This is a genomic window from Aeromonas sp. DNRA1, from assembly GCF_963888745.1.
Classification (GTDB): domain Bacteria; phylum Pseudomonadota; class Gammaproteobacteria; order Enterobacterales; family Aeromonadaceae; genus Aeromonas; species Aeromonas hydrophila.
In genome coordinates this window covers 53927-72988 of record NZ_CAWPKQ010000007.1, presented here as the reverse complement: position 1 = coordinate 72988, position 19062 = coordinate 53927, and the positions used below count along the sequence as shown (strand labels likewise).

Here is a 19062-nt window from a genome sequence, read left to right as displayed (position 1 = left end):
CAGAATCAACCGCTTGTTTTTCCATCGTTTCTGGCTTTTTTTAAGCGTTTTTGTTTCATTCAGGCTGGATCCAGCCCAGCTCCGCTACTTTTGACTCCCCCCACATAGCAATCCGATGATGGGCAAAACTTGACTTGCCTCAAAGCCCCCCTAGAATGAATGAACGTTCATTCAGCCGTTGTGATCATCCCGTCATGAACAAGAAAGAACGCATTTTCGATGCGGCTCATGAAGTACTCGGCGAACAGGGTTTCCACGGTCTCTCCATTGCCGTGGTGGCCAAGAAAGCCAGGGTGGCGGCAGGCACCATCTATCGCTATTTCAGCGACAAGGATGACCTGATCCGCCAACTCTATCGGCACACCATCCTCCAGTGTCATCCCCTGGTCATGGAAGGCGTGCAGACAGAGGAGGTATCGTTCGAACAATTTCGGCGTTTGTGGCTCAACATCCACGCCATCTTTGTCGACGAACCGAACGCGCTCAAATGCAAATTGCAGTATGAAACGTCCCCGCTGGGAGCAGAGCTGGAGCAGGACCCGGTCATCAAGGCTGCCTGGGCCCCGCTGGATCGCTTCTTCGAACGGGGTCTGGAACAGGGTCTGTTTATCGACCTGCCCGTCCGGGTACTGCAGGTGCTGAGCCTGGATTGCGTGGCAAATATGGCGCTGCAAAGCCAGGTGCACCAATTCGAACTGACGCAAGACCAGCTGGAAGCCGTGATCCGGGCCTGCTGGCGAGCTATTTTGACCCCTTAAACATTGCACTCATATCTCAGGAGCGAGAGTTCATGAAAAAGTGGATGAGCATCATGTTGCTCATCGCGCTGGCCCTGTTCGGCAGCGTGATTGGCTTCAACCTGTTCAAGCAAAAGATGATAGCCAACTACATGGCCAACATGCCGGAGCCCGAGTTTCCGGTCACCACCCACAAGGTGGAGACCCGTGACTGGGTGCCGACCATCGAGGCCATCGGTTTCATCGAACCCAACCAGGGGGTAACCCTGTCAACCGAGCAATCCGGCACCATCGACAGCATCTCCTTCGAGTCGGGTGATACCGTCAAGCCGGATCAGCTGCTGCTGAGCCTGGATGCCAGCGTCGAGAAAGCCAACCTGCGCGCCTCCATGGCCAAGCTGCCGGCGGCCAAGGCCAAGTTCGATCGCTATCAGAACCTGTTCACCAAGGGATCCATCTCCCGCGACCAGCTGGACGACACCGAGGCGACCTACCGCTCCCTCGAGGCCGATATCGAGAGTCTGAAATCGACCATCGCCCGCCGCGAAGTGCGTGCACCGTTTGCCGGCGTAGTCGGCCTGCGCAACGTCTTCCTCGGTCAGTACCTGCAACCGGGTACCGACATCGTCCGACTGGAAGACACCAGCGTGATGCGCCTGCGCTTCACCGTGCCGCAGACCGATATCTCCCGCATTCGCCTGAATCAGGACATCCTGATCAACGTGGATTCCTACCCGCATCGCCAGTTCAAGGGCCACATCAGCGCCATCGAACCGGCCGTCAACTACCAGAGCGGCCTGATCCAGGTGCAGGCGGACATCCCCAACAACGATGGCCAGCTGCGCTCCGGCATGTTTGCCCGCGCCAGCATTCTGCTGCCGGCCCAGAAGGACCAGATCGTGCTGCCGCAGACCGCCATCACCTTTACCCTGTATGGCGAGAACGTCTACCTGGTCAAGGAGAAGGATGGCGTGAAGCGCGTCGAGCAGGTGGTGGTCAAGGTCAGCGAGCGCAAGGGCAACGATGCGCACGTGGTCTCCGGCATCAAGGCGGGTGACGAAGTGGTCATGTCCGGCCAGGTACGCCTGAGCAACGGCGCCAAAGTGAAAATCGTGCAGGACCAGGGCCTGAAGGTTCCGGACCAGGTTCCCATGCTGTAAAACGCGGAGAGACAGATGCGCTTTACCGATATATTCATCAAGCGGCCCATCCTGGCCATCTCGATCAGCTTTCTGATCGCGTTGCTGGGTGTCCAGGCCGTGTTCAAGATGCAGGTGCGGGAATACCCCGAGATGACCAACACGGTCGTCACGGTCAGCACCAGCTACTATGGCGCGAGTGCCGACCTGATCCAGGGCTTCATCACCCAGCCATTGGAACAGGCCATCGCCCAGGCGGACAACATCGACTTCATGACGTCGTCCACCCAGCTCGGCAGCTCGACCATCACTGCCTACATGAAGCTCAACACCAACCCGAATGCGGCCCTGTCCGACATTCTGGCCAAGGTCAACTCGGTACGTTCCCAGTTGCCGAAGGAGTCGGAAGATCCCTCGGTGACCATGTCGACAGGCTCGACCACGGCGGTGCTCTATATCGGCTTTACCAGCCCAGAGCTCAACGCCAGCCAGATCACCGACTACCTGGAGCGGGTCATCAAGCCCCAGCTCTTCACCGTCGGCGGCGTCTCCAAGGTCGACATGTACGGTGGTACCAAGTACGCCCTGCGGGTGTGGCTGGATCCGGCCAAGATGGCGGCGTTCAACCTGACCGCCGCGGACGTGATGAGCGTGCTCAACAGCAACAACTATCAGTCCGCCACCGGTCAGGCCACCGGCTACTTCACCCTCTACAACGGCAATGCAGAGACCCAGGTCAACACCACCGAGGAGCTCGAGCGCCTGGTAGTGGCCACCCGTGACAGCAAGGTGATCCGTCTGGCAGACATCGCCAAGGTCAGCCTGGAGAAGAGCCACGATACCTATCGCGCCACCGCCAACGGCCGCGAGGCCGTGGTACTGGCCATCAACGCGGCGCCGACCGCCAACCCGATCAACATCGCCCACGACGTGCTGGAGATGCTGCCGAGCCTGAAGAGCAACATGCCGAGCACCATGGAGGCCAACGTCCTCTATGACTCGACCGTTGCCATCAACGAGTCGATCAGCGAGGTTATCAAAACCATCGCCGAGGCGGCCGCCATCGTGCTGGTGGTGATCACCCTGTTCCTTGGTTCGTTCCGGGCGGTCATCATCCCGATTATCACCATTCCCCTCAGCCTGATCGGGGTGGTGATGGTGATGCAGATGTTCGGCTTCTCCATCAACCTGATGACCCTGCTGGCCATGGTGCTGGCCATTGGTCTGGTGGTGGATGACGCCATCGTGGTGCTGGAGAACGTGGATCGCCACGTCAAGGAGGGGGAAGAGCCGTTCCGGGCCGCCATTATAGGTACCCGTGAAATCGCCGTGCCGGTCATCGCCATGACGGTCACCCTGGCTGCCGTGTATGCACCGATCGCCCTGATGGGGGGCATCACCGGCTCCCTGTTCAAGGAGTTTGCCCTCACCCTGGCCGGCGCCGTGTTCGTGTCGGGCATCATAGCGCTGACCCTGTCGCCCATGATGTGCGCCAAGATGCTCAAGGCCAACGAAGAGCCGGGCAAGTTCGAGAGCAAGGTGCATCATCTGCTCGACCGCATGACGGTCCGCTACGATGCCATGCTGCACGCCGTGATGCAGAAGCGCATCGTGGTGGTGCTGTTCGCCATTATCGTCTTCGCCAGCTTGCCGATGCTGTTCAAGTTCATTCCAAGCGAACTGGCACCGAACGAAGACAAGGGCGTCATGGCCGTGCTGGGTACAGCTCCCTCCAACGTCAACCTGGACTACATCCAGGGCACCATGGAGCAGGTGAACAAGGTGCTGGACGAACAGCCGGAAGTGGCCTTCTCCCAGGTCTTCTCCGGGGTGTTCAACGCCAACCAGGCATTCGGTATCGCCTCCATGGTGCCGTGGAGCCAGCGTGAAGCGAGCCAGAAAGATGTGCTGGAACGGATTGGCAAGCTGGTCGAGAACGTGCCCGGCATGTCCATCACCACCTTCCAGTTCCCGGAATTGCCGGGTGCCTCGAGCGGCCTGCCGATCCAGTTCGTCATCACCACGCCGAACAACTTCGAGAGCCTCTATCAGGTGGCAAGCGAGATCCTGACCGCAGCCCAGGGGAGCGGACGCTTCGTCTACTCCGAGCTGGACCTGCAGTACGACTCCGCCACCATGAAGATCAAGATCGACAAGGACAAGGCGGGTGCCTACGGCATCACCATGCAGGACATCGGCATTACCCTGGGCACCATGATGTCGGACGGTTACGTCAACCGGATCGACCTGGATGGCCGCTCCTACGAGGTGATCCCGCAGGTCGAGCGCAAATACCGCCTCAACCCCGAGTCGATCAAGGGCTACTACGTGCGGGCGGCCGACGGCCAGTCCATCCCGCTCGGCAGCCTGATCAGCATCGAGGTGGTCGGCGAACCGCGCGCCCTGCCCCACTTCAACCAGCTCAACTCGGCTACCATAGGTGCCGTGCTGATGCCGGGCACCACCATGGGCAACGCCATCGCCTGGCTGGATGCCACCGCCAGCGAGAAGCTGCCGCAGGGTTACCGTTACGACTACATGGGTGAAGCCCGCCAGTTCGTGACCGAAGGCAGCGCCCTGTACGCCACCTTCGCCCTGGCGCTGGCCATCATCTTCCTGGTGCTGGCGATCCAGTTTGAGTCGGCCCGCGACCCGCTGGTGATCATGGTCTCCGTGCCGCTGGCCATCAGTGGCGCGCTGATCGCGCTGGCCTGGGGTGCCGCCACCATGAACATCTACTCCCAGGTGGGTCTGATCACCCTGGTCGGCCTGATTACCAAGCACGGTATCCTGATCTGCGAGGTGGCCAAGGAGGAGCAGCTGCTGCACGGTCGCAACCGGATGGAAGCCGTGATGGCCGCCGCCAAGGTACGTCTGCGTCCCATCCTGATGACAACGGCCGCCATGATCGCCGGCCTCATCCCGCTGCTCTATGCAACGGGGGCCGGGGCTGCCCAGCGCTTCAGCATCGGTATCGTGATCGTGGCCGGTCTGGCCATCGGCACCCTGTTCACCTTGTTCGTGCTGCCGGTGATCTACACCTACCTGGCCTCCGAACACAAACCGCTGCCGGTGTTTGACGAATCCATTCCGCCCAAGGCGAAAGGGAGCCATTAAAGACCGTTCTTAATCAACAAGGCCCCGTTTCGGGGCCTTGTTTTTATCACGCTAACGAAACACGACATAAGTGCATGAAGCAGTTAAACTAAATGGCAATATATCCAGACCGCAAGGACGCCATGTCAGGACTCTTCTCCAAGACCGCTAGGGCCGTCGGCCGTAACGGACTCTCATACCGCCTGCTCTCCTACATTCTGGTGTGCAGTACCGTATTGGCGATGATCATTACGGTGTTGCAGCTTGCCTGGGATTACCGCAAGGACGTGGCCGTGATCGAGGACAGCATCGGCCAGATCGAGGCCTCCTTCCTGCAGCCCATCGCCGCCAGCCTGTGGAACCTGGACGAAGAGCAGGTCAAGGTACAGATCGAAGGCATCATGAACCTGCCCAACATGCAGTTCGTGATGGTGAAGGAGATGCTCGGCAACTCGGAAGTGCCGCTGCTGACCCAGGGGGTGGAGCGGGAAAGCTACGACATCTCCCGCGAGTTCAACCTCACCTATCAGGGCGAGGTGGTGGGCAAGCTGTTCGTCGCCGCCTCCCTCGAGCAGATCTACCAGCGCCTGATCGAGAAATCGGTGCTGATCATGGTCAGCCAGACCATCAAGACCCTGGTGGTCTCGTTCTGCATCCTGATCATCATCTACTACCTGGTGGTGCGACACCTCAACCGCATCGCCAACTATGCCCAGAAGTTCAATCTGGACCGGCTGGCCATCGAGCTGACCCTGGAGGGGCGCCCCCTGCCACGCAAGAAACCCGACGAGCTCGACACCCTGGTCGCCACCCTCAACCAGATGCGTACCCGGCTGAACGACGAATTTGCGGCGCGCCATCAGGCCGCCGAGCAGCTGCAACAGGAGCGTGACTTCTCCGCCACCCTGATCAACTCGGCCAACATGGTCATCTGCTGCATGGAACCGGACCTCAACATCGCCAGCATCAATCCGGCAGCCATCCTGCTGACCGGCTACCACCAGCAGGAGATACTGCAGCACAACTGGCTGGATCTGTTCGTCAGCAAGGCCCAGCGCGATGAGCTGGCGGCTACCCTGGCCGATCACGGCTCCATCGAGGACAAAGAGGTCATCATGCATGACCAGCAGGGCCACGAGCTGGTGTTGCAGTGGACCTTCGCCCCCTTCTACGAAGGGCCCAACCTCAAGTATCTGATTGGCTTCGGCTACGACATCACCCGCCTCAAGAAGGTGGAGCGGGAGATCATCCAGCTCAACGAACAGCTGGAAGGCAAGGTGGTGGAGCGTACCCGCAGCCTGAGCGATGCCAACGACCAGCTGGGCAAGGCCTACGACGATTTGAAACAGGCTCAACAGACCCTGGTGGAGTCGGAGAAGATGGCCTCCCTCGGTTCGCTGGTAGCCGGCGTGGCCCACGAGATCAACACCCCCATCGGCATCAGCGTGACCGCCTCCTCCTACCTGCAGGAGCGGGTGGCCGACTTCAAGCAGCACATCGAATCAAAACAGTTGTCACGCTCCTATCTCACCGAATTTACCGTCAACCTCGACGAATCCATGCAGCTGCTGCAGGGCAACCTGCGCCGCGCTTCGGAGCTTATCGCCAGCTTCAAGCAGGTGGCGGTGGATCAGTCGTCCGAGGCACGCTACAACTTCAGCCTCGCCGACAACCTGCACCAGGTGGTGGTCTCCCTCGGCCACAAGCTGAAGAAGGCCCAGTGCGAGGTGGATATCCAGTGCGATCCCAAGCTGTCGATCTTCTCCTTCCCCGGCAGCTTCACCCAGATATATTCGAACCTGATCCTCAACTCCATCAACCACGGCTTCGACAACTGGGACAAACCCAAGAAGATCACCATCAAGGTGGAACAGCAGGGTGAAGAGCTGCTGATCGACTACAGCGACAACGGCCGCGGCATCCCGCCCGAGATCTTGCCGCGCATCTTCGACCCTTTCGTCACCTCCAAGCGAGGCCAGGGCGGCAGCGGGCTTGGCACCCACATCATCTACAACCTGGTGGTGCAACTGCTGCGCGGTCGCATCAACTGCGTCAGCGAGCCGGACAACGGCGCCCAGTTCCATATTCGCCTGCCGATCCAACATAACTGAGCGCTGGCTCTTGTGAGCCAGCCGCTTTATCCCCATCATGCTGTGATTGCATTCTTAATGAGCGGAGAACCTCGCAATGGCACAGCATTTTGACTATATCGCCATCGGCGGCGGCAGCGGCGGCATCGCCTCGGCCAACCGGGCTGCCATGTACGGTAAGAAAGTTGCCCTGATTGAAGCCAAAGAGTTGGGTGGAACCTGCGTCAACGTCGGCTGCGTACCGAAGAAGGCCATGTGGTATGCCGGCCAGATCGCCGATGCCCTGAAATATGGCGCCGACTACGGCTTCGACACCACCCTCAACCACTTCAACTGGGCCAAGCTGGTCGAGTCCCGCCAGGCCTACATCGGTCGCATTCATCAGTCCTACCAGAACGTGCTGGGCAAGAACCAGATCACCGTCATCAAGGGCTTTGCCCGCTTCGTCAGCAGCAACACCATCGAAGTGAATGGCGAGCAGTACAGCGCCGATCACATCCTGATCGCCACCGGCGGCCGCCCTGAAGTGCCGGCCATCCCGGGTGCCGAGCTGGGCATCGACTCCGACGGCTTCTTCGAGCTGCAGAGCCAGCCCAAGCGGGTTGCCGTGGTTGGTGCCGGCTACATCGCGGTAGAGATCGCCGGCGTGATGCAGGCGCTCGGCTCAGAAACCCATCTGGTGGTGCGCAAACATGCGCCGCTGCGCAACTTCGACCCCATGATCCACGAGACCTTGGTCGAAATCATGGCGCAGGAAGGGCCCAAGCTGCACACCCACGCCATTCCGAAGGCGGTGGTCAAGAACGCCGATGAGAGCCTGACCCTGCAGCTGGAAGATGGTCGCCACCTCACCGTCGACTGCCTGATCTGGGCCATCGGCCGCGTCCCGGCCACCGACAACCTCAATCTGGCCGCCGCCGGTATCGAGTTGGACGAGAAGGGCTTTATCCCGACCGACAAGTTCCAGAACACTGCCGTCGCCAATGTCTATGCCGTCGGTGACAACACCGGCCGCATCCAGCTCACCCCGGTGGCCGTCGCGGCGGGCCGCCGCCTCTCCGAGCGGCTGTTCAACAACAAGCCGAACGAGCACCTCAACTACGATCTGGTGCCGACCGTGGTGTTCAGCCACCCGCCCATCGGCACCATAGGACTGACCGAGCCGGAAGCCGTTGCCGAATACGGTGAAGATCAGGTCAAGGTCTACCGCAGCCAGTTCACCGCCATGTACTCAGCGCTGACCCAGCATCGCCAGCCTACCCGGATGAAACTGGTCTGTGTCGGGCCGGAAGAGAAGGTGGTCGGCCTGCACGGCATCGGCTTCGCCATGGACGAGATCCTGCAGGGCTTCGGCGTCGCCATGAAGATGGGTGCCACCAAGGCGGACTTCGACAACTGCGTTGCCATCCATCCCACCAGCGCGGAAGAGTTTGTGACCATGCGATAAGCATGTTTGAAACTGGCCTGTCACTATCAGACCAGTCTCAGTCACTTGCTACCAAACCCGGCCCAGGCCGGGTTTTTTGATCGCGTCCCACCCCTCCCACTCTGCCAGCCCTTCATTTTTACGCCGATTTTACGCCAGCCAAATCGGGCTTTATGGCGCCTTTACGCCCGTTTTACATACCCTTTCAGCGTCAATGAGACCTATGGGATCGACACGGATATGCATCGATCCCTGACGCTAATTACCTCAACGGAGTCGTTATGAATTGGCTATATCTGCTGCTGGTCCTCGCCCTCGCGGGTTATCTGCTGCGCGCCCTCGCGCGCACCCATGAGTGAGGAACCGGATATGTGGCAAGAGATCATCTATCCCGTCGCGTTCGTGCTGCTGGTGCTGCTGCCGGCGCCTCTGCTTGGCAACTACCTGTATCGGGTGTTTGAAGGCAAGAGTCGCTGGCTGGCCCCGCTTGAGCGCGCCACCCTGGCCTGCTGCGGCACGGACGGGCGCGAGCAGGACTGGAAGTCCTACGCCCTCAGCCTGCTGGCCTTCAACGGCGCCGGCTTCGGCCTGCTGTTCCTGATCCTGCTGGCACAGGGGCTGCTGCCCCTCAACCCGCAACAGCTGCCCGGGCTGAACTGGCAACTCGCCTTCAACACCGCGGTCAGCTTCATGACCAACACCAACTGGCAGGCCTACTCCGGCGAAGCCAGCCTCTCCTACTTCAGCCAGATGGTGGGGCTGACCACCCAGAACTTCGTCTCCGCCGCCACCGGCGCGGCCGTCGCCATCGCCCTGTTTCGCGGCATCGCCCGCCAGCAGACCACCCACCTCGGCAACTTCTGGCAGGATCTGGTGCGTTTCTGTCTCTACGTGCTGCTGCCGATGGCGCTGATCCTGGCGTTGCTGCTGGTCTGGCAGGGGGTGCCCCAGAGCCTGTCTGCCTACCTGCCGTTCCACGCGCTGGAAGGCCAGGAGCAGCTGCTGCCGCTCGGCCCGGCTGCCTCCCAGATCGCCATCAAGCAGCTCGGCTCCAACGGCGGCGGCTTCTTCGGCATCAACTCGGCCCATCCGTTCGAGAACCCGACCGCCCTCTCCAACTGGCTGGAAATGGTCACCCTGCTGACGCTGGCCGCCGCCATGGTCTGCACCCTGGGTCGTTACGTGAAGGATCTGGCCCACAGCCGCGCCATCCTCATCGCCATGACCATCATGCTGGTGCTGGGGCTCTGCCTCGCCATCGGCCAGGAGCTGAAACCGGATCCCGCCCTCGCCCACCTCACCAGCGAAGCCGGCAACTGGGAAGGCAAGGAGAGCCGCTTCGGCCCCGTGCTGTCCAGCATCTGGGAAGTGGCCACCACTGCCGCCTCCAACGGCTCGGTCAACGCCATGCACGACAGCTTCGCCCCGCTCGCCGGCATGGTCGCCATGATCAACATGCTGCTGGGTGAAGTGGTGTTCGGCGGCGTCGGTGCCGGTATCTACGGCATGATGCTGTTCGTGCTGCTGACCGTGTTCCTGTGCGGCCTGATGGTGGGGCGCACTCCGACCTATCTGGGCAAACGGCTCGGCATCACCGAGATGAAATGGGTGGTCGCCAGCATGCTGGTGATGCCGGTCGGGGTATTGGTGATCGGCGGCATTACCCTGCTGATGCCGAACTCCGCCACCGTCATCGGTCACGACGGCCCCCACGGCCTGTCACGACTGATCTATGCCTACGCTTCGGCCGCCGGCAACAACGGCTCCGCCTTCGCCGGCTTTGCCGCCGCCGACAGCTGGCAGTGCATCGCCATCGGGCTGGCCATGCTGCTCGGCCGCTTCGGCTACATCATTCCGGTACTGGCCATCGCCGGCCAGCTGGCCCGCGCCCCGCGCCAGGAGACGAGCGAAGGGGACTTCCCGATCAGCGGCCCGCTCTTCATCACCCTGCTGATCGTCACCGTGCTGCTGATGGGGGGTCTCTCCTTCCTGCCGGTGCTGGCGCTGGGCCCGGTGGCGGAACACCTGAGCCTGCTGGGAGGTGCCTTCTGATGCTGCACACCCGATTGATCTGCGTGACCAACTATTCGATGCAGGGAGCTTTCCAATGAGCAAGTCCGCTTCAATGAGCACCGACACCATTCAGGTGAAGGGCAAGAAACAGAAATCACAGATCCTGCAGGCCATGGTGGAAGCCCTCTATCGCTTCAACCCCAGGGCGCTGTTTGGCAGCCCCATCCTGTTCACCCTCTGGCTGGCGGCCGTGATGGCGACCCTGGAGTCGCTGCTGGGGCAACCGCTATCCGGCGTCGCTCCTTCGCTGGCCTGGCAGCTGACCGCCTGGCTCTGGCTCACCCTCTGGTTTGCCAACTTCGCCGAGACCCTGGCCGAGGGGCGCGGCAAGGCGCGGGCCGACAGCCTGAAGGCCGGCATGAGCCAGTTAAAGGCACGTCGAGTCACCAGCCCGCAGGATGACAAGGGCGAGTGGGTACCGGCCACCAGCCTGCTCAAGGGCGATCTGGTGCTGGTGCGCAGCGGCGAGATGATCCCGGCCGACGGCGAAGTGGTCGCCGGCATCGCCTCGGTCAACGAGGCGGCCATCACCGGCGAATCCGCCCCCGTCATCCGCGAGTCGGGCACCGACCGCAGCGGCGTGACCGGCAACACCACCGTCGTCTCCGACCAGATCTGGGTGCACATCAGCAACAACCCGGGCGAAAGCACGCTGGATCGGATGATTGCGCTGGTGGAAGGGGCCAAGCGGCAGAAGACCCCCAACGAGATGGCGCTGGACGCCCTGCTGGTGGGGCTGACCCTGATCTTCCTGCTGGTGGTGGCCACTCTGCCCTGGTTCCTCGACTACAACGGCACCCAGGTGCCCCGGCTCTATCTGCTGGCGCTGTTCATCACCCTGATCCCGACCACCATCGGCGGTCTGCTCTCCGCCATCGGCATCGCCGGCATGGACCGGCTGGTGAAACTCAACGTGATCGCCAAGTCGGGCCGCGCGGTGGAAGCCGCCGGCGACGTGCGCACCCTGCTGCTGGACAAGACCGGCACCATCACTTTCGGCAACCGGATGGCGGACGAGCTGATCCCGGCCCCCGGCGTGGACCCCTCCCTGCTGGCCCAGGCCGCCATGCTGGCCTCGCTCGGTGACAATACCCCGGAGGGCAAATCCATCCTGACCCTGGCGGGCAAGAGCCACACCAAGCCGAGCCAGCTGGAGAGCGACATCCTCATCCCCTTCAGCGCCGAGACCCGGCTGAGCGGGCTGGATCGCAACGGCCATCACTATCGCAAGGGGGCGGTGGATGCTGTGCTGCGCTACCTCTCGCTCGATCGCAAGGCGGTGCCCGAGCTCATCCTCAAATCGGTGGACAACATCGCCCGCCAGGGCGGTACCCCGCTGCTGGTCTGCACCCACGAGAAGCTGCTGGGGGTAGTGTTCCTCAAGGACATCATCAAGCCGGGCATCAAGGCACGCTTCCAGATCCTGCGCCACATGGGGATCCGCACCGTGATGATCACCGGTGACAACCCGCTGACCGCCGCCGCCATCGCCGCCGAGGCTGGGGTGGACGACTTCATCGCCGAGGCGACGCCGGAGAAGAAGCTGGCCTACATCCGTCAGGAGCAGGCCGATGGCCGTCTGGTCGCCATGTGCGGGGACGGCGCCAACGACGCACCGGCGCTGGCCCAGGCCGACGTGGGCCTGGCCATGAACGAGGGGACCCAGGCCGCCAAGGAGGCGGGCAACCTGGTGGATCTCGACTCCAACCCCACCAAGCTGCTGGACGTGGTGCTGGTGGGCAAGCAGCTGCTGGTGACCCGCGGCGCCCTGACCACCTTCTCCATCGCCAACGACGTGGCCAAATACTTCGCCATCCTGCCGGCCTTGTTCATCGCCGCCTATCCGCAGCTGGGGGTGTTGAACCTGATGCAGCTGGGCAGCCCCGAGAGCGCCATCCTGTCGGCCATCATTTTCAACGCCCTGATCATAGTGGCGCTGGTGCCGCTGGCCCTGCGCGGGGTCAGCCTGCAGGGCTCGGCCGCCAGCCTGCTGCGCCGCAACCTGCTGATCTACGGCGTCGGCGGCCTGATAGTGCCTTTCATAGGTATCAAGTTGATCGACCTGGTTATCACCGGGCTGGGGCTGGTGTGATGAAAATGCCGCGCGATGGTATCCACGGCCAGATCGTGCACCCATACATCGGCATCAAGCTGATCGACCTGGTCATCACCGGCCTGGGGCTGGTGTGATGAAAACGCCGCGCGATGGTATCCACGGCCAGATCGTGCACCCATACATCGGTATCAAGCTGATCGACCTGGTCATCACCGGCCTGGGGCTGGTGTAACGGCATTACCGGATGCGGGACAGACCCGCATCCACCCAACGCATTTGGAGCAAGAAAATCATGATAGCAATCAGAACTCTGCTGACCCTGACCCTGCTGCTGGGGGTAGCGTATCCGCTGGCCGTCACCGGGCTGGCCCAGCTGCTCTTCCCCTGGCAGGCCAACGGCAGCCTGCTCACCAACGCCAAGCAGCAGGTGGTCGGCAGCGCCCTGCTGGCACAGAAGTTCGAGCGGGCCGACTACTTCCACTCCCGCCCCTCCGCCAGCGACTTCGCCACCATAGGCGGAGGCGCCAGCAACCTGGGGATGAGCTCGCCGCTGCGGGCCGAGTTTGCCGCCGCGGCGGCCAGGGCGCAGCCGGAAGCCAGGGACCCCGCCCTGCTGACCCGCTCCGCCTCCGGCCTCGATCCCCATCTGCCGCTCGCTGCAGCGCTGGCTCAGGTAGCGCGGGTCGCCGGGCAACGGGGGCTGGATCCCGTTCAGCTGACGGAGCAGGTCAAGTCGGCGGCACAAGCTGGTATCCTTGGCCCGCAGGTGGTCAACATTCTCCAGTTGAACCTGCAACTCGATCATCAAAAGGGCGCCTGAGGGCGCTCCTTGCCGTTCGGGACAGGCTCCCTTTCGACAACGGGGACAAGCATGAGCAATGAGGTCACGGCCGCGGTTCGGCCGGTGCAACGGGAGCACGGGGATGCGTGATGAGGTGAGGGCGGACGCCCTGCTGGCGAGCCTGGAACAGGAACACAGGGGCAAGCTGAAGGTGTTTCTCGGTGCCGCCCCCGGCGTCGGCAAGACCTACGCCATGCTGCAGGCGGTGCGGGAGCAGGCCAAGGAGGGAGTCGACATCCTGATCGGGGTGGTGGAGACCCACGGCCGCCAGGAGACCCTGGCCCTGCTCGACAAGCTCGCCATCCAGCCGCGCAAGCTGCACCTGCACCGCCAGCAGCGGCTGGAGGAGATGGATCTGGACGGCCTGCTGGCCCGCAAACCCGCCATCGCCGTAGTGGACGAGCTGGCCCACAGCAACGCCCCCGGCAGCCGCCACGAGAAGCGCTGGCAGGATGTGGAGGAGTTGCTGGGCGCCGGCATCGATGTCTACACCACCCTCAACGTGCAGCACCTGGAGAGCCTCAACGATCTGGTGTGGCAGCTGACCGGGGTCAGGGTCAAGGAGACCCTGCCGGATCAGGTGCTGCTGGAGGCCGACAGCCTGGTGCTGATCGACCTCCCCCCCAAGGAGCTGCTCGGCCGCCTCAAGGAGGGCAAGGTCTATGTGCCCCACCAGGCCAAGGCCGCCCTGCAGTCCTTCTTCTCTCTCAACAACCTGACCGCCCTGCGCGAGCTGGCGATGCAGACCGCCGCCAGCCATGTGGAGGGGGATCTGCAGCTGCAGTGGCAGGCCGCCGGCAAGACCACTCTGCCGCTGCGGGGCAAGCTGATGGTCTGCCTCGGCGATCAGCACGGCGCGGCCCTGGTGCGCTACGGTCACCGCTTCGCCCAGCGCCGCCAGCTACCCTGGCTGGTGGTGCACATCGACAGCAAGGGGCAGCGCTCGGTCGAGCTGGAGCAGGCACTGGCGCTCGCTTCCCAGCTGGGGGCCAAGGTGCTGACCCTCTCCAGTCCGGCGGTGGCCGACACCCTGCTGGAGACCGCCGAGCAGCAGCAGGTATCGCAACTGCTGCTGGGCAAACCCCACAAGGCCCCCTGGCGTCGCTCGCTGGTGCAACACCTGCTCAAGCAGGCGCAAGGACTCGAGATCACGCTGGTGGATACCGAGAAGCGCAAGCCCAGCCTGGGCTTGCAGCCGCTCCACCCCAAGGACATTCGCCAGAGCCTGCTGGCGGTGGCCATCATGGGGACCACCTCGGCCGCCGTCTGGGGCCTCTCCCACTGGCTGCCGCCCGCCTCCCTGCCCATGCTGTTCGTGCTGGGGGTGCTGGCCACCGCGCTCACCACCAGCCTGATGCCCGCCATCCTGGCCGCGGTGCTGGGCTTCGTCGGCCACAATCTGCTGTTCACCGCCCCCTACTTCTCTTTGAGCGTGGCCAGCCACAGCGATCTGCTCACCCTGTTCGTGCTGCTGATCGTCGGCATCACGGCCGGGCGGCTCGCCTCCCGTCAGCGCCAACAGCTGATCGGCCTGCGCGAGACCCAGCAACTGGGCAATGCCCTGCTGTCGCTGAGCCAGGGGCTGGCCACCGCCAGCAGCCCGGAAGAGGTGCTCAGGCAGGGATCCCAGGCCATCTCGCTGGCGCTGGGCCAGCCGGTGTTCGCCCTCGATCAGCACTACCAGCACAGGGCCGGCTCGACCCAGCACAAGCCGGGGCAGACCGACAAGGCAGCCATCGACTGGTGTCTGGCCCAGAAGCAGAGCGCCGGCGCCCACACCGCCACCCTCAACGCGGCCGAGGCCCAGTACCATCACCTCAGCGATGAACTGGTGCTGGGGATAGTGCTGGCCAATCCGCTCGCCTCTTCGGCCGAGCATCAGCTGCAGGCCCTGCTCACCGATATCCGCGCCGCGCTGGCCCGGATCGATCTCAACGAACGGTTGGCCGACAGCCAGCTGCAGGCGGAAACCGACCGGATGCGCGCCGCCCTGCTCTCCTCGGTCTCCCACGATCTGAAGACACCGCTGGCCACCATCATGGGGGCCGGCAGCACCCTGCTGGAATATGGTGACCGGATCAGCAGCGAAGATCGCAGCGAGCTGCTGCACTCGGTGCAGGACGAGGCGCGCCGCCTGCACAGCTATGTGCAGAACCTGCTGGACATGACCCGCATCGGCTCGCCGGATTTCCAGCTCAAACGGGACTGGGTCGACCTGGCGGATCTGGTGGAGAACGCCCGCCGTCGACTCGACTCCTCCTGGCGCCAGCACAAGCTGCTGGTGCACTTCGATCAGCAGATCCCCCGCCTCTATGTGCACGGCGCCCTGATCGAGCAGGTGCTGGTCAACATTCTCGACAACGCCTCCCGCTATTCGCCGGCCGGCACCCCCATCGAGTTCAAGGTGATGCTGGCGGACCCCGATCTCATCCTCGACATCATCGACATCGGGGTCGGTATTGCCGAGTCGGATCGGGACAAGATCTTCAATCTGTTCTACACCCAGCCGGTCGGCGACTGCGGCAGCCGCGGCACCGGGCTTGGCCTCGCCATTTCCCGCGCTATGATAGAGGCCCATGGCGGCCGCATCTGGGCATTTTCCGGCCCCAACGGCAACGGTACCTGCATGCGCATCTCCCTGCCGCTGGCTCTCAATGCAGCCGCGGCCTGAACTTTTTTACTCTATCCAGCTGGAGGCTGAATGGCTCACATACTGGTCATCGACGACGAGGCGGCCATCCGCCGTTTTTTGCGGATCAGCCTGATCGCCGAGGGGCATCAGGTGAGCGAGGCGGTCGGCGTCAGCGAGGGGTTGGCGCAGTATCGCCACCTCAATCCCGATCTGGTGATCCTGGATCTGGGCCTGCCGGATGGGGACGGCATTCAGGTGTTGCAGGCCATTCGCGAACACCATCAGCACCCGGTACTCGTGCTGTCGGCGCGGGACTCTGAACAGGAGAAGGTGCGCTTGCTGGATGCGGGGGCCAACGACTACATGAGCAAGCCGTTCGGCATCGGCGAGATGATGGCCCGCATCCGGGTGCTGCTGCGCCAGCGGGCCGGGGTCAGCAGCGGCGAGCAGCGCCACTTCCCCCAGTGCGGGCTGACCCTGGACAGCAGCAGCCACAGGGTCACCCTGGGGGAGGAAGAGGTGCCCCTTTCCCGCAAGGAGTTCGCCCTGCTGCAGGCGCTGGTGTGCCATCCCGGCAAGCTGGTGCTGCAGACCCAGCTGCTCAACGACATCTGGGGGCCGAGCCACAAGGAAGACACCCACTACCTGCGCATCGTCATCGCCAGCCTGCGCAAGAAGCTGGGAGATAATCCCCAGCAACCCACGCTGATCGAAACTGAATCCGGCATCGGTTACCGCTTTATCGGCAGCTGATGTTTCACGTGGAACGACGCCAACAGCAACAGAGAGCCAGCAGGCCGCAACTGCCAAGCAGCAGACCGAGATCCTGCAAGCTGGCGGCAACCGCCAACCCCAGGCTGAGCAACAGGTAGTAACCGAGCCCGAACAGGGCACCGGCACTGCCTGCCACCTCCCGATAGGCCAGCAGCGCCTGGCTCAGCACATTGGGGATCGCCAGCCCGAACGCCACCACCACCCCCATCATGGGCAGCAGGAACCAGAGCGAAGTCTGACTGGCCCACACCAGCCAGCCGGACCCCAGCGCCAGCGCGGCGGCGAGCCGTATTAACGAGGCAGGCGTCCAGCCACGGCCCAACAGATGCTTGTTGAGCAGGCTGCCCACCAGGGTCGCCAGCGCCAGCACGATGCCGGAGTAACCAAACTCGCCCGCGCTCAACCCCAGACCGGCAAAAAGAAACGGCGCCAGGCTGTAGTAGCCAAACAACATGGTGTTGAACAGCGCTACCAGGGCGGCGCGGCGCCACAAGGCTGCATCACGCACCATCCGTTGTGCCAGCGGCCAGAGTGCCACCCGCATGGTGATGGCCGGCCTGGTTTCCGGCAGTTGCCAGCAAGTGACCAGCAACAATCCGGCAGCCAACACCAGCAGGGCGCTGAATACCCCAAGATAGCCGAACCCGCTCGCCAGCTGGCCGCCGCTCACCAGCCCCAGCACCGGACTGAGTGAGAGCGCGATACCCATCACTGAAAAGACCCGCGCCAGATCGCTGCCCTGATAGCTGTCGCGCAGCATGGTCTGGGTCACCACGGAGCCCACGGCGGCGCCGAAGGCCGCGATGACCCGGGCCAGCAACAGGGTTTCAAACTCAGTGGCCAGCAAAGCCAGCAGAGTGCCAGCGCCATAGGTCATCAGCCCCGCCAGCATCGCGGGACGCCGCCCGACCAGATCGCACAGTCGGCCCCAGCAGACCACGCCCGCAGCAAACGCCAGAAAATAGACCGACAGCGTCTGCGATGCCTGCCCTTCGCTCACCCGAAACTGACTGGCGATATGGGTCAGCACCGGGCTGTAGATGGTCTCCACTATCTGCGGAAACATCATCAATCCAACCACCAGCCAGAGCGGTGGCACCTTGTTGTTCATGACAAACCTCCTTCACAAGAGGCCGTCATTCTAGAGTGATGCCGATTGTCCGATTACAATAATCAGGACTATAAACATCAATAATCGGACACATGGCCTTTATTCTTCCCGATCACCCTTTTGACCCGGATCAGCACGACGGCAGCGCCATCGGGATCGCCTCCGCCCTCGGCTGGCACGACTCCGGCCGTCATCAGCACAGGCGCCATCAGCTGCTGTTCGCCCAGGCCGGCTGCATGACCATAGAGCTGGACGATCAGGTCTGCCTGCTGCCGCCGACGCGAGCGGCCTGGTTGCCAGCAGGCCTGCCCCATCGGGTGCTGATGCGCGGGGTGGTGGCGTATCGCTCCCTCTACTTCCAGCCGGAGCCCGGCTTGCCGACCGAAATGGCGGTGCTGGCGGTCAACCCGCTGCTGCGGGAGATCATCGAGCGGATGGCGATCTGGCCGTGGGACAAGCCGGCAGCGGAGCAGCATTGCACGCTGGCGCTGTTGCAGGAGGAGCTGACGCAAGCGCCGCGGGAATCCTGGCAGTTGCCGCTGCCGTCAGACTCGCGTCTGGCCGGCTGGCTGCAGGAAGTGAAGCGGGGCGACACCCTGCCCGATCGGCTCAACCGGCTGGCCGAACGGGTGGGTGCCAGTGACAAGACCATAGGTCGCATCTTCATGCGAGAGACCGGCATGAGCTACCAGGCCTGGCGCCAGCAGTGGCGACTGTTGCGGGCGCTGGAACTGCTGGCCGAGGCCGAACCCATCAGCCGGGTAGCGGCAACGCTGGAGTTCGCCAGCGACAGCGCCTTCATCAGCTTCTTCAGACAACACACGGGGCAGACCCCGCTGCGCTATCTCAACTCTCGGGGTGAGTCGCATCGGCCGAGCTCGCCTCCACCACCAGGGTCTCCAGCGCCAGCGGCTTGAGGTTGTGGATAGCCTCCTCCACCACCGCATGGGAGGCCTGCTGCTGCTGGGCCGCTATCTCCTGCGCCAGCTTGGCGCTGTCCAGTTCGGGTCTGGGGTACTCGTCGGCCATGACGTTCAGGCTCAGGCTGCTGGCAATCAAGGTTGCGATCAGGATTTTCATCTGGTGT

At 63.1% G+C, this 19062-nt stretch carries 13 protein-coding genes; 11 read left to right on the top strand and 2 right to left on the bottom strand.

Annotation, left to right across the window (positions count from 1 at the left end):
* The first annotated feature begins 194 nt into the window (after positions 1-194).
* The 10 genes from AACQ43_RS19580 (at position 195) to AACQ43_RS19535 (ending at position 16843) form a co-directional block, all read left to right on the top strand.
* Entirely contained in the window at positions 195-758 is a 564-nt protein-coding gene (locus tag AACQ43_RS19580) for a TetR/AcrR family transcriptional regulator (RefSeq protein WP_016348886.1), read from the top strand.
* A 32-nt stretch (positions 759-790) separates the two neighbouring features.
* Positions 791-1897 (top strand): efflux RND transporter periplasmic adaptor subunit, encoded by a 1107-nt coding sequence (locus AACQ43_RS19575; RefSeq protein ID WP_011704066.1) that lies wholly within the window; start codon positions 791-793, stop codon positions 1895-1897.
* 15 nt (positions 1898-1912) lie between these two features.
* Positions 1913-4993: a multidrug efflux RND transporter permease subunit gene (locus tag AACQ43_RS19570; protein ID WP_168968399.1), complete on the top strand. Its 3081-nt coding sequence runs from the start codon at positions 1913-1915 to the stop codon at positions 4991-4993.
* A 122-nt stretch (positions 4994-5115) separates the two neighbouring features.
* On the top strand, positions 5116-7083 hold the full coding sequence (locus tag AACQ43_RS19565) for an ATP-binding protein (RefSeq protein ID WP_175610364.1): 1968 nt from the start codon (positions 5116-5118) through the stop codon (positions 7081-7083).
* A gap of 76 nt (positions 7084-7159) precedes the next feature.
* Positions 7160-8509, top strand: a complete 1350-nt coding sequence (gene gorA, locus AACQ43_RS19560) for a glutathione-disulfide reductase (RefSeq protein ID WP_049045641.1) — start codon at positions 7160-7162, stop codon at positions 8507-8509.
* Between the two features lie 348 nt (positions 8510-8857).
* Positions 8858-10540, top strand: coding sequence for a potassium-transporting ATPase subunit KdpA (gene kdpA, locus AACQ43_RS19555; RefSeq protein WP_168968397.1), 1683 nt, complete (start codon positions 8858-8860; stop codon positions 10538-10540).
* Between the two features lie 55 nt (positions 10541-10595).
* Positions 10596-12653, top strand: coding sequence for a potassium-transporting ATPase subunit KdpB (gene kdpB, locus AACQ43_RS19550; RefSeq protein WP_043164304.1), 2058 nt, complete (start codon positions 10596-10598; stop codon positions 12651-12653).
* Positions 12654-12909: 256 nt separating this feature from the next.
* On the top strand, positions 12910-13437 hold the full coding sequence (locus AACQ43_RS19545; protein ID WP_101150427.1) for a potassium-transporting ATPase subunit C: 528 nt from the start codon (positions 12910-12912) through the stop codon (positions 13435-13437).
* Positions 13438-13540: 103 nt separating this feature from the next.
* Positions 13541-16129, top strand: a complete 2589-nt coding sequence (locus AACQ43_RS19540; protein ID WP_017410498.1) for a sensor histidine kinase — start codon at positions 13541-13543, stop codon at positions 16127-16129.
* Positions 16130-16159: 30 nt separating this feature from the next.
* On the top strand, positions 16160-16843 hold the full coding sequence (locus AACQ43_RS19535) for a response regulator (RefSeq protein ID WP_168968395.1): 684 nt from the start codon (positions 16160-16162) through the stop codon (positions 16841-16843).
* A 4-nt stretch (positions 16844-16847) separates the two neighbouring features.
* On the opposite strand, the gene AACQ43_RS19530 is transcribed toward AACQ43_RS19535, so the two are convergent.
* On the bottom strand, positions 16848-17975 hold the full coding sequence (locus AACQ43_RS19530; RefSeq protein WP_168968393.1) for a multidrug effflux MFS transporter: 1128 nt from the start codon (positions 17973-17975) through the stop codon (positions 16848-16850).
* A 92-nt stretch (positions 17976-18067) separates the two neighbouring features.
* On the opposite strand from AACQ43_RS19530, the gene AACQ43_RS19525 reads away from it, so the two are divergent.
* Positions 18068-18892, top strand: coding sequence for an AraC family transcriptional regulator (locus AACQ43_RS19525; RefSeq protein WP_168968391.1), 825 nt, complete (start codon positions 18068-18070; stop codon positions 18890-18892).
* Here AACQ43_RS19525 and AACQ43_RS19520 read toward each other — a convergent pair.
* Entirely contained in the window at positions 18822-19055 is a 234-nt protein-coding gene (locus AACQ43_RS19520) for a hypothetical protein (RefSeq protein WP_016348875.1), read from the bottom strand. The two genes, AACQ43_RS19525 and AACQ43_RS19520, sit on opposite strands and share 71 nt — an antisense overlap.
* Positions 19056-19062 lie beyond the last annotated feature (7 nt).

Excerpts from the sequence above, each read along its gene's own strand:
- AACQ43_RS19570 (WP_168968399.1), top strand. The coding sequence starts at position 1,913 with ATGCGCTTTACCGATATATTCATCAAGCGGCCCATCCTGGCCATCTCG.
- AACQ43_RS19565 (WP_175610364.1), top strand. The coding sequence starts at position 5,116 with ATGTCAGGACTCTTCTCCAAGACCGCTAGGGCCGTCGGCCGTAACGGA.
- AACQ43_RS19520 (WP_016348875.1), bottom strand. The coding sequence starts at position 19,055 with ATGAAAATCCTGATCGCAACCTTGATTGCCAGCAGCCTGAGCCTGAAC.
- kdpA (WP_168968397.1), top strand. The coding sequence starts at position 8,858 with ATGTGGCAAGAGATCATCTATCCCGTCGCGTTCGTGCTGCTGGTGCTG.
- AACQ43_RS19545 (WP_101150427.1), top strand. The coding sequence starts at position 12,910 with ATGATAGCAATCAGAACTCTGCTGACCCTGACCCTGCTGCTGGGGGTA.
- AACQ43_RS19580 (WP_016348886.1), top strand. The coding sequence starts at position 195 with ATGAACAAGAAAGAACGCATTTTCGATGCGGCTCATGAAGTACTCGGC.
- AACQ43_RS19525 (WP_168968391.1), top strand. The coding sequence starts at position 18,068 with ATGGCCTTTATTCTTCCCGATCACCCTTTTGACCCGGATCAGCACGAC.
- AACQ43_RS19535 (WP_168968395.1), top strand. The coding sequence starts at position 16,160 with ATGGCTCACATACTGGTCATCGACGACGAGGCGGCCATCCGCCGTTTT.
- AACQ43_RS19575 (WP_011704066.1), top strand. The coding sequence starts at position 791 with ATGAAAAAGTGGATGAGCATCATGTTGCTCATCGCGCTGGCCCTGTTC.
- gorA (WP_049045641.1), top strand. The coding sequence starts at position 7,160 with ATGGCACAGCATTTTGACTATATCGCCATCGGCGGCGGCAGCGGCGGC.
- AACQ43_RS19540 (WP_017410498.1), top strand. The coding sequence starts at position 13,541 with ATGCGTGATGAGGTGAGGGCGGACGCCCTGCTGGCGAGCCTGGAACAG.
- kdpB (WP_043164304.1), top strand. The coding sequence starts at position 10,596 with ATGAGCAAGTCCGCTTCAATGAGCACCGACACCATTCAGGTGAAGGGC.
- AACQ43_RS19530 (WP_168968393.1), bottom strand. The coding sequence starts at position 17,975 with ATGAACAACAAGGTGCCACCGCTCTGGCTGGTGGTTGGATTGATGATG.